The organism is Mycobacterium uberis (assembly GCF_003408705.1).
In the GTDB taxonomy this organism is placed as follows: domain Bacteria; phylum Actinomycetota; class Actinomycetes; order Mycobacteriales; family Mycobacteriaceae; genus Mycobacterium; species Mycobacterium uberis.
Genome location: NZ_QAYL01000007.1, coordinates 131,036 through 141,115, shown reverse-complemented (window position 1 = coordinate 141,115; position 10,080 = coordinate 131,036). Strand labels below are relative to the sequence as shown.

Below are 10,080 nucleotides of genomic sequence, written 5' to 3'. Positions count from 1 at the left end.
GGGCTCGGCACCTMTMTGCCTATTGTTGGTTTGTTCGGGAGTTGGGGTGTTAGGTGATTGGTGTGGCGACTGGGGTGATGGGGTCGTGTTGTTGAGCTAAGACGGGGTCCAGTAGGCAGATGGTGCGGGTTCTTACGCCATGTGGACCTATTTACTGGGGAGTTGTGTGGCTGATCTTATGTCGTTTCCTGCTGCTGTCTATACGATCGTGCGTAGGTTGGAGTTGGGGGACGATTACCGGCGCGACTATTGATGGCGATGTCATGGTGTTGTTTTGTGGCCTTCTCGATGGTGGCCAGCGTTGTTGTCTGGGTTGTGGTGGTGAGGAGAGGGGATTTACCGCGATAGCGTTGTGCGTAAGGTGACTGATGTGCCCGTTGTCGGGTATCCGTTGCGGGTGTGGGTATCTCGCGGTACTGCTGCCTAGTTAGTGACTGTGATCGGGAAGTGTTTATCCACAACATCTCCTGGCTCGTCGGATCGGGCTGGTTAACTACGCTGTGGTGTGTGCGCTGCATTTTGCGGCCACTCATGATCAACCGCACCCCCAACAGGCCCACCAAAGCTATCAACGGCTTCCTAGGAGCCCTATGTCGAAACGTCCTCGAATTCCCCAACCTCGCCTACTACTGAATCCTATCCCTACCACACTGCGGCAACCTCACCCAACAAATCGACGCACTCTAAACCGGAAAAACCAGTTTTCCTCGTTTTCTAGGGTTAAGACCCTGGCGTCGCAAGGCTGAAGGCTCAGCTACTTCAAGCCACCGGAAACGGCAAGGTTAGGAACCCTGGCTAGCCGACCATTACAGTGGACGCTAAGTGTACGGTTCCGGCTTCACGGGGCCGATAGCGGGTCGTATTGATGGCGAGGGAGAGCAGGTGACCGCCGATGTTCGAAAGATTTACTGATCGTGCCCGCAGGGTGGTTGTCTTGGCGCAAGAAGAGGCTCGGATGCTCAACCACAACTACATTGGCACCGAGCACATCCTGCTGGGTTTGATCCACGAAGGTGAAGGTGTCGCGGCGAAATCGTTGGAGTCGTTGGGGATTTCACTCGAAGGCGTTCGCAGTCAGGTCGAGGAGATTATCGGTCAGGGTCAGCAGGCGCCGTCGGGGCACATTCCGTTTACGCCTCGTGCCAAGAAAGTTCTTGAGCTGAGTTTGCGTGAGGCGCTGCAGCTCGGCCACAATTATATCGGTACCGAGCATATTTTGCTGGGCCTTATCCGGGAGGGGGAGGGCGTGGCAGCCCAGGTGTTGGTCAAGCTGGGTGCCGAGTTGACCCGGGTGCGTCAGCAAGTGATCCAGCTGCTTAGCGGCTACCAGGGTAAGGAAGCTGCTGAAGCGGGTACCGGAGGGCCGGGTGGAGAGTCCGGCTCCCCTTCTACGTCACTGGTGCTCGATCAGTTCGGCCGCAATCTGACGGCCGCCGCCGTGGAGGGCAAGCTGGACCCTGTTATCGGCCGTGAAAAGGAAATCGAGCGGGTGATGCAGGTGCTGAGCCGGCGTACCAAGAACAATCCGGTGTTGATCGGGGAACCCGGCGTTGGCAAGACCGCAGTTGTCGAGGGTCTGGCACAGGCGATCGTGCACGGCGAAGTTCCCGAGACGCTGAAAGATAAACAGCTCTACACGTTGGATCTGGGCTCGTTGGTGGCTGGCTCGCGCTACCGCGGTGACTTTGAGGAGCGCCTGAAGAAGGTGCTTAAGGAGATCAACACCCGCGGCGACATCATCTTGTTCATCGATGAGCTACACACCCTGGTCGGTGCCGGTGCCGCTGAAGGTGCGATCGACGCTGCGTCGATTCTCAAGCCCAAGCTGGCCCGCGGTGAGTTGCAAACGATTGGCGCCACCACTCTCGACGAATACCGCAAGTACATCGAAAAGGACGCCGCTCTGGAACGACGCTTTCAACCGGTACAGGTCGGTGAGCCTACGGTGGAGCACACCATCGAGATTCTTAAGGGCTTGCGGGACCGCTACGAGGCCCACCACCGAGTATCAATCACTGATTCCGCGATGGTGGCCGCGGCCACTCTGGCCGACCGCTACATCAACGACCGATTCTTACCAGACAAGGCAATCGATTTGATCGACGAGGCGGGAGCCCGGATGCGGATTCGCCGGATGACCGCGCCACCAGACCTGCGTGAGTTCGACGAGAAGATCTCCGAGGCTCGCCGAGAGAAAGAGTCGGCGATAGACGCCCAGGATTTCGAGAAGGCGGCCAGCCTGCGCGACCGGGAGAAACAGCTGGTGGCACAGCGTGCAGAACGCGAAAAGCAATGGCGTTCAGGTGATCTTGATGTCATTGCAGAAGTCGATGATGAGCAGATCGCCGATGTGCTGGGCAACTGGACTGGTATCCCGGTGTTTAAGCTCACCGAAGCCGAGACCACCCGGCTTCTCCGTATGGAGGAGGAGCTGCACAAGCGGATCATTGGTCAGGAGGATGCTGTCAAGGCCGTGTCCAAGGCGATCCGACGTACCCGCGCTGGGCTAAAAGATCCCAAGCGCCCGTCGGGGTCGTTCATCTTTGCCGGACCGTCCGGTGTTGGTAAGACCGAACTGTCCAAGGCGTTGGCCAATTTTCTGTTCGGCGACGACGATGCGCTCATTCAGATCGACATGGGCGAGTTTCACGACCGGTTCACCGCATCACGGTTATTCGGCGCTCCGCCCGGTTATGTCGGCTACGAGGAGGGCGGCCAGCTCACCGAGAAGGTGCGGCGCAAGCCGTTCTCGGTGGTGCTGTTCGACGAGATCGAGAAGGCACATCAGGAAATCTACAACAGTCTGTTGCAGGTCCTCGAGGATGGCCGGCTCACCGACGGGCAGGGGCGCACGGTGGACTTCAAGAACACCGTGCTGATCTTCACGTCCAACCTCGGCACCTCTGACATCTCCAAGCCGGTCGGTCTGGGCTTCACCCAGGGGGGCGGTGAAAACGACTACGAGCGGATGAAGCAGAAGGTCAATGACGAGTTGAAGAAGCATTTCCGCCCAGAATTCCTCAACCGCATTGACGACATCATCGTCTTTCACCAGCTGAGCAAGGATGAGATCATCCGGATGGTCGACCTCATGATCAGTCGGGTCGCGAGCCAGCTCGAGAGCAAGGACATGGCGCTGGAGCTGACCAACAAGGCCAAGGCCTTGTTGGCTAAGCGTGGCTTCGATCCGGTGTTGGGTGCTCGCCCACTGCGGCGCACTATCCAACGCGAGATCGAGGACCAGCTCTCAGAGAAAATCCTCTTCGAGGAAGTCGGTCCGGGGCAGGTTGTCACCGTCGACGTGGACGACTGGGATGGCGAAAGCCCTGGTGAGGGAGTGAAATTCACCTTCAGTGGAGCCTACAAGCCGCCGGCCGAGCCGGATCTGGCAAAAGCTGGAACGCACAGCACGGGTGGTCCTGGGCCGGCCGAGTGAATAAATAGTTAGGTCAAGCCATCCAGATCGGCGAGTGTTGTTAACTACGCTATTTTTGCGTGTTGTTGCATATTCAGCCTACCACCCGAGTGGTGGGCGAGAGTGTAACGAGTTGTAAAGCATGAACAATAAAGTATAGTTTCTATATGGCTGGTTACCAGCGGAATTACCATTCGGGAGCAATGCCGCCGACATATATTTTGGCCGAGATCCTGCCACAATGCTGGCAGCCGCTAATGAGTGGCAGCACGTCGCTAATGAGATGTTTGCAATCACTCGTTCGGGTAAGGAAGTGCGAAAGGCTTTGCAAGGAGAGTGGTATAAGTCTAGTTGGCAATGAAGATGGCCACGGTGACTTCACCATTTCAGAAGTAGCTACGAGAGGTCGCAGTTAGTGTCTCTGCGTACCGCCAGCCAGATCCGTAAAGTCGTTGTGGAGTATAACGAAGCGTGTAAATCGGCAGTTCTTCCGCGCGACGTCGCCGAAAATATCTTACGGTGCAAGATGCTAGCTACTTCAACATGTTCGGGCAATACGCTGATGAGCGTGCGGAGTTCCAGAGGCAATATTTTTGGTACTGGGGAAATAGACGAACAGGCGCTACAGATCTATGCAATTGGCTGAGCGAAAGTGTTGACTGAGCTGGAGAAGTTGGCGCAGTGAGAAGCCGCCGCCTAGGATTGCCAACGAGACTAACATCTGGAACGTCAAGACGATAGAAATCAAAGGCAGTTACAGGTTAAAATCCTGAGGTGTCTTGCTTGCTGATGTCGGTGTCGCTGTTCATGGTCTATGTCGGTATCACCTCGAAGCTAGCCGGGCTTTCTGAGCATCGCGAGAGAATCTCAGGCTCGAGCGGCGGATGCGGGCGATCTTAGCCTGGCTGACATCCCACAACGGCTCGATGATATATCTAAAACAAATGTTGTGTGGGGTATGAGATCCCCCGAAGAAGTGGACTGTTGGCAACTCTCCGGCAACTGGTACGTGCATCGGATCGACTGGGCTGTTAGCAGTAAGTGTGATGTTCTGGCTGGTGCCAACTGCCTTGCTAGCGCTATTCGCGCTGTATTTCGTTGGTCTGGATCAAGGTGAGATGTCGTTGTTTGGCAGCGATTCACATGTACGCGAGTTCGTGTACGATTTACGGCATCTACTCGGATTCCCCTTCCATTGACCCGGGTACAGCGTGGAAAAGCGTCTTATTTTCTGCGGTATGTTGGCGGGGGGACTATACGCTGAGTCAGTGATTAATCGTGCAATCATGTTTGAGGATGGTCGCACCGAAGTTGAACACGCCCAAGGCGTGCACGGGTATGGTGTTGAGTTGTTTATCCGTGGTGTGCAGGCGAATGCTGGATGGGGGTTTGGCGTGCTGGTTTTCGGTGTAGCGATGGGCACCCTTTTCGCCGTACTGTTTTGCCTGATATATGGGGACATGTGCACGAGAGGTTCCGCGAAAAATCTTGGGGAACTGCTATTTTCGGTGCTGTTAACGTCGGGCGCTTTCGTAGCCGTGTACCTAGTGCCGTTCGTAAAATATCCACCTTAATTCTCCGATTGTCGGTCAGGTGGACACGAGCGGGGTACGCACTGGCTGGTATCTGGCGACGGTGCTGATCTCGATGGTGCTTGCTGTTGCCGTCGGTATGACTGGCCCTGCGGTATAGTCGGACAAACTTGGGGTGTGGAACGCCGGGCTGTTTGTTACCGGGGCGTATGTTTAGGTGACCGCCGTGGTGTTTACGCTATTGCCGACTATTGACGAGATACTTGAATTGGTGCGCCACGCTTTGGGTGCGATTGTTTACCAGGGTTTCCCGCCTGGGTTCTCTACGAGTTCAGGTTGCTTATGTTGGCTACGTAGCTGGTGTTGTGGGTGACTATTGGCTTGGTATTTGCGACACTTGTCAGGCGACTGCTGGGTGAGCGGGCCGAGACGGACGGGCATCGAGTAGTACGGTGTGAGCTAAGTCTTTCGGCTGACGTGGTGTCGCACGCGATGACTAGGTACCATTGCAGCCGGAAGGTTTTCTGCCGATGAGCCACTCAACGCCACCGGCCGTAGTCAGGTCGAAGCCGTTCGCGATATTGAAGCCCTGGATGTCAAGTGCCGCGTCATCACGGCCCGCACTTTGTCGGACTTTAGCAGCAGGCCGTGCAAACCGTGCAGTTGTTGGGCTTGCATGTCAAGGCCGAGCCGTGGTTGGCCGATTTTGATTACGGCCGGTGGCAGGGGAAGACTATCGAGGGTATTCGGTGCGATTACCTAACAATGTGGCTGGCTGATTCAGCACGGGCGCCGCACGGTGGTGAGTCGATTGTTAGCCTGATCGATTCGGTAGTTGGACGGTTGGAGTCATTGACTGACAATGCCTTAACTAAGGTAGCGGTTACGCACCCAGCGGTGATTCGGACGCCAACTTGCTGACTCTTGGCACTCCTCTGAAATCGTTCTGGCGTGTCGATGTCACGGCTGGTAAGCCGCGCTTGCATGCGTTACTGCGGAAGCCGTTGGATATTAGATTGCAGTATGTTATCGCGGTGCAAACAGTGCGAACACCTGCTTGGCGAGCTGGAGCATCCAACCGGTCGCGGTCGGTCCATGGTCGCGGAGCCAGTTCAGCTGAAAACTGACTACCCACGGCTGGTGTGTCTTGTCGACGGCGTACCAGCTAAATGTGAGGTCACCCGGAAGGCCGCCGGCTTTCGCTCCGATATACGGCCATTCGTTGCGATCTAGCTGAATACCCGCGACGGCAGACAGGATCTGTCTGACGGGTGCGGCTTGGCCGACGGCGTCGGCTTGCAGTGTGGCGTGGATTCGACAGATGTCTTCGGCACTTCCGTACCACTCCGCGCCGTAACTGGAGGCCGGGGTGTGAGCGCGGGTTGGATCCGGTTGGTAGGGGGTGGAATTCGCCTGTTGAAGCAATTGGGCACGCAGTTGTTGGGACGCCTGTTTCCATTGGCTGCGTAGATCTGGTTGACCCCAGCCAACGGAGAACAGCTCGTACATTGTGGGGAACGGAGTCATGCTGGCCGGATCGTGATGGCCGGCCGTGATGAGCGCTTCCTCGACGGCCTGTGTGCCCATCCTGCCGATTAGCAAGTCAGTAGCCATGTTGTCGCTAGTAGCAATCATCTTCTCAGCGGCAGTACGAACCGAAACATATGCTCCGGGAGGCAATTCCAGACCGGAAGAGCCCACAGCTCTGCTCTTATCGGTAACAGTTAGCTGATCGTCCCAGGATACCGTACCGTTGCGGACCGCATCCGCCAGAGCGTGCAGCACGTACAACTTAAAAATCGATGCCAGTGGTAGGGAATCAGCGGTATTAGTGCCCTGCACCGGATCGCATTGACCGTTATCGACCTTGGCGACCTGATAGGAATAGCGGGCGCCAGTCTTGCTTAGTACGGTGTCGACATCGTGCCACGAGGTGATCGACGGTGGTTGCGTATTTAGGTCAAACCGATCCACCCAGCCACTTTCGTCGGTGTGAATTTGGATGTCCTGTCGTGCGCCGTAGGAAGAAATGAGGTGCAGCGTTGCGACACTGGTGCCAATCTCTGCACCGTCGAGGGTGAAGGGACGATCCCACCACAGCTCTTCCAAGGTGGTTTGGACCGTTTCTACCATGTCATGCGACGCTAGGGTGTGAACTCCGATCGAGCCTATGGGCCAGTCCGAGTTGAGCATATCCATGGTCTGCTGGGCACGCACACCGGGAGGAGTCCTAGTAGCGATCCGCAGCCCTGGATCCGCGGCGTTCGCATGCGGGGTGGCGGAACGGGCACAACCTAACGCCAGGGTCACTACCAACGCGGCGATGGCGGTCAACGCCATTGCACTGTGCCGTGGTAGGCGCCGGCTAGTCCGTCTGGTCGGTCGCGGCAACGTCCAGTACAACCTCGAATTCCAGCAGCGACGAGCTAGTCGCCACCGGGCTTGCGCGATGACCAGCATGAGCTTCGATGGCAGGACCGTTCGCCCACGCCTGGAATGCTTCATCGGACTCCCAGTGTGTCACCACGAAATATCGGTTTTCGCCTTTGACCGGGCGGAGCAGCTGAAAGCCGAGGAAGCCGGGAGAATTCTCGACCGCATGCGCTCGGTAGGTGAACCGCTTTTCCAATTCGGGGCCAGCGTCGGCGGGTACCTCGATTGCGTTGATCTTCACCACTGGCATTCGGCTAGGTTACCCCGGCTCCCGCCCGGTGGCGATGCGGGTCGACTCGGCTGTACACGCATCAGGCGGGCGATCTGGCACATACCTGTCCTGCTTGAGGGCTAGGCACGACAAGATGGTTGGGTGCCTACCAATCTGTTGACCTGCCGCGGTGGCCGCGGCGAACCGCTGGTCCTGGTGCACGGTCTGATGGGCCGGGGTAGTACCTGGTTGCGTCAGCTGGGGTGGCTAAGACAGCTGGGCACTGTTTACACTTATGACGCGCCGTGGCACCGGGGCCGCGACGTCGTCGATCCATACCCGATCAGCACCGAACGCTTCGTGGCGGATCTGGCTGATGCGGTGAGCACGTTGGGAGTGCCGGCCAGGCTGGTCGGGCATTCGATGGGTGCTATGCACTCATGGTGTCTCGCCGCTGAGCGTCCGGATTTAGTCTCGGCCTTGGTGGTCGAGGATATGGCGCCAGATTTTCGTGGCCACAGCACCGGTCCTTGGGAGTCTTGGCTATGCGGGCTTCCGGTCGAATTTCACTCTGCTGAACAGGTATTCGACGAGTTCGGACCCGTTGCTGGTCAGTATTTCTTGGATGCTTTTGACCGCACCGCCACCGGTTGGCAGCTGCATGGTCACACCTCACGATGGATCGAGATTGCTGCCGAGTGGGGCGTCCGTGACTACTGGGAGCACTGGCTTGCCGTACGGTCGCCAGCACTGCTGATCGAAGCGGGCGCCTCAGTAACCCCGTCCGGACAGATGCTTGCCATGGCCAAAACCGCGTGTCGGACGACCTATTTGCATGTCCCTGAAGCTGGTCATTTGATTCATGATGAAGCAACGCAGGTATGTCGGCAGGCTATCCGGTCTTTCTTAGCTGGCTGCGCCGGGTGTGCCTGACGGTGGTCACCTCTCGCCGGCCAAAGCGAACCGGCCGTCAGTTGTTCGAGTCACCAGGCCGTCCGCAAGCAACGAATTGAGTGCTCGGTCGCGCTGAGCGCAGTCGGTTAGCCAGGCCACGTCAATCTCAGCGCTGGTAACTGGAGAATCTTTGGCGCGCAACACATCCAGCAACCTACCGCGAACCTGTCGGTCAGTTCCGACGTATTGTTGCACGCGCCGCGCTGGTCCTTGTGTGGGCGGATAGCCGGCATGCCGCCATGCGCATTTGTTAAGCGGGCACAATTCGCATCGCGGCGACCTAGCTGTGCAAACGATCGCGCCTAGCTCCATCAGCGCCACCGAAAATTCCGGCGCTGCTTCCGGGCAAGGAAGCAGCGCCGAGACGTCGGCATGGTCGCGCGTTGCGGATGGTGGGCCAGCGTCGGCTCGGCCGTGCACGGCGCGGGCCACCACGCGACGTACATTGGTGTCCACTACCGGCACCGAATGGCGGTAGGCGAAGCACGCGACGGCTCGTGCGGTGTAGCTGCCGACGCCCGGCAAGGTCAGCAAGGTGTCGATGTCATCAGGAACCATATCGTTGTGATCGCGTGCGATAACGGTGGCGCACTCGTGCAAGCGTTTGGCCCGCCTCGGATAGCCCAGCTTGCCCCAGGCACGCAGTATGTCCGCTGCGCTGGCCGCTGCGGTAGCTGACGGGGTGGGCCAGCGCTGGACCCAATCCAGCCAGATCGATAACACTCGGGCCACCGGCGTCTGCTGCAACATGAACTCGCTGACCAGGATCTGCCATGCGGTGACACCCGGTTGTCGCCAGGGTAAGTCACGCCGCGATTGTCTGTACCAGTCGAGCAACTCGCCGGCCGGTATGCTTACCCGAGGCACAATGCGTGCCATGTCTCACACCAATCCGATAATCGCTTGGAAAGCACTCAAAGAGGGTAACGAGCGATTCGTAGCCGGCCAGCCGGCCCATCCCAGTCAGAGTGTCGAACATCGGGCCAGCCTGGCCGCCGACCAAAAGCCGATCGCAGTGATATTCGGCTGCGCGGATAGCCGGGTCGCCTCCGAGCTCGTCTTCGACCAAGGCCTGGGCGACATGTTCGTGGTGCGTACTGCCGGCCATGTCATCGACTCGGCGGTGCTCGGCTCCATCGAGTACGCGGTGACGGTGCTTGATGTGCCGCTCGCCGTCGTCCTTGGTCATAATAGCTGCGGCGCCGTGAACGCCGCTTTGGCGGCCATCAACGAGGGCCATCTGCCGGGCGGTTACGTGCGGGATGTGGTAGAACGGGTGGCGCCGTCGGTCCTACTGGGTCGCCGCGACGGTTTGACTCGTGTAGACGATTTCGAAGAACGGCATGTTCATGAGACTATGGCGCAGCTCATGTCCCGGTCGATGGCGATTGCGCAGCGAGTGGCTGCGGGTACATTGGCGATCGTCGGCGTCACCTATCATCTCGCCGACGGACGGGCGGTGTTGTGCGCGCACATCGGCAACATCGGTGAGGAGGTCTGACCTCGCGACACGCCGAGCCGGGTCGACCACGTCA

General features: G+C 58.2%; 9 protein-coding genes and 1 pseudogene. 7 read left to right on the top strand and 3 right to left on the bottom strand.

All coding sequences use genetic code 11. From position 1 onward, the window contains the following. The first annotated feature begins 892 nt into the window (after nucleotides 1-892). The 5 genes and pseudogenes from clpC1 (at nucleotide 893) to MUBE_RS17575 (ending at nucleotide 5,868) form a co-directional block, all read left to right on the top strand. Entirely contained in the window at nucleotides 893-3,436 is a 2,544-nt protein-coding gene (gene clpC1, locus MUBE_RS06540; RefSeq protein ID WP_116539917.1) for an ATP-dependent protease ATP-binding subunit ClpC, read from the top strand. Nucleotides 3,437-3,599: 163 nt separating this feature from the next. After that, nucleotides 3,600-3,776 (top strand): annotated as a pseudogene (locus MUBE_RS20065) (PPE domain-containing protein); the annotation flags it as partial. A gap of 682 nt (nucleotides 3,777-4,458) precedes the next feature. Further along, nucleotides 4,459-4,614 (top strand): CbtB domain-containing protein, encoded by a 156-nt coding sequence (locus MUBE_RS06530; protein ID WP_424399049.1) that lies wholly within the window; start codon nucleotides 4,459-4,461, stop codon nucleotides 4,612-4,614. Nucleotides 4,615-4,683: 69 nt separating this feature from the next. Next, complete coding sequence (locus MUBE_RS17580) at nucleotides 4,684-4,989, top strand: CbtA family protein (protein ID WP_243632896.1); 306 nt, start codon at nucleotides 4,684-4,686, stop codon at nucleotides 4,987-4,989. 606 nt (nucleotides 4,990-5,595) lie between these two features. Next, nucleotides 5,596-5,868 carry a histidine phosphatase family protein gene (locus MUBE_RS17575; protein ID WP_243632895.1) on the top strand — a complete coding sequence of 91 codons (273 nt, stop codon included), beginning with the start codon at nucleotides 5,596-5,598 and terminating at the stop codon, nucleotides 5,866-5,868. A 105-nt stretch (nucleotides 5,869-5,973) separates the two neighbouring features. Here the strand turns inward: MUBE_RS17575 and MUBE_RS06515 are convergent, their stop codons facing one another. Then, nucleotides 5,974-7,287: a serine hydrolase gene (locus MUBE_RS06515; RefSeq protein ID WP_207801670.1), complete on the bottom strand. Its 1,314-nt coding sequence runs from the start codon at nucleotides 7,285-7,287 to the stop codon at nucleotides 5,974-5,976. Nucleotides 7,288-7,312: 25 nt separating this feature from the next. After that, nucleotides 7,313-7,630, bottom strand: a complete 318-nt coding sequence (gene mhuD / locus MUBE_RS06510) for a mycobilin-forming heme oxygenase MhuD (protein ID WP_116539913.1) — start codon at nucleotides 7,628-7,630, stop codon at nucleotides 7,313-7,315. Nucleotides 7,631-7,753: 123 nt separating this feature from the next. Here mhuD and MUBE_RS06505 point away from each other — a divergent pair, with 123 nt between their 5' ends. Next, on the top strand, nucleotides 7,754-8,524 hold the full coding sequence (locus tag MUBE_RS06505; protein WP_116539912.1) for an alpha/beta fold hydrolase: 771 nt from the start codon (nucleotides 7,754-7,756) through the stop codon (nucleotides 8,522-8,524). 6 nt (nucleotides 8,525-8,530) lie between these two features. On the opposite strand, the gene MUBE_RS06500 is transcribed toward MUBE_RS06505, so the two are convergent. Further along, entirely contained in the window at nucleotides 8,531-9,424 is an 894-nt protein-coding gene (locus MUBE_RS06500) for an HhH-GPD family protein (RefSeq protein WP_116539911.1), read from the bottom strand. On the opposite strand from MUBE_RS06500, the gene MUBE_RS06495 reads away from it, so the two are divergent. Then, nucleotides 9,423-10,046, top strand: a complete 624-nt coding sequence (locus MUBE_RS06495) for a carbonic anhydrase (RefSeq protein WP_116539910.1) — start codon at nucleotides 9,423-9,425, stop codon at nucleotides 10,044-10,046. The two genes, MUBE_RS06500 and MUBE_RS06495, sit on opposite strands and share 2 nt — an antisense overlap. Nucleotides 10,047-10,080 lie beyond the last annotated feature (34 nt).

Coding starts and splice junctions, on each gene's coding strand:
- MUBE_RS06500 (WP_116539911.1), bottom strand. CDS start 9,424: ATGGCACGCATTGTGCCTCGGGTAAGCATACCGGCCGGCGAGTTGCTC.
- MUBE_RS06495 (WP_116539910.1), top strand. CDS start 9,423: ATGTCTCACACCAATCCGATAATCGCTTGGAAAGCACTCAAAGAGGGT.
- mhuD (WP_116539913.1), bottom strand. CDS start 7,630: ATGCCAGTGGTGAAGATCAACGCAATCGAGGTACCCGCCGACGCTGGC.
- MUBE_RS06515 (WP_207801670.1), bottom strand. CDS start 7,287: ATGGCGTTGACCGCCATCGCCGCGTTGGTAGTGACCCTGGCGTTAGGT.
- clpC1 (WP_116539917.1), top strand. CDS start 893: ATGTTCGAAAGATTTACTGATCGTGCCCGCAGGGTGGTTGTCTTGGCG.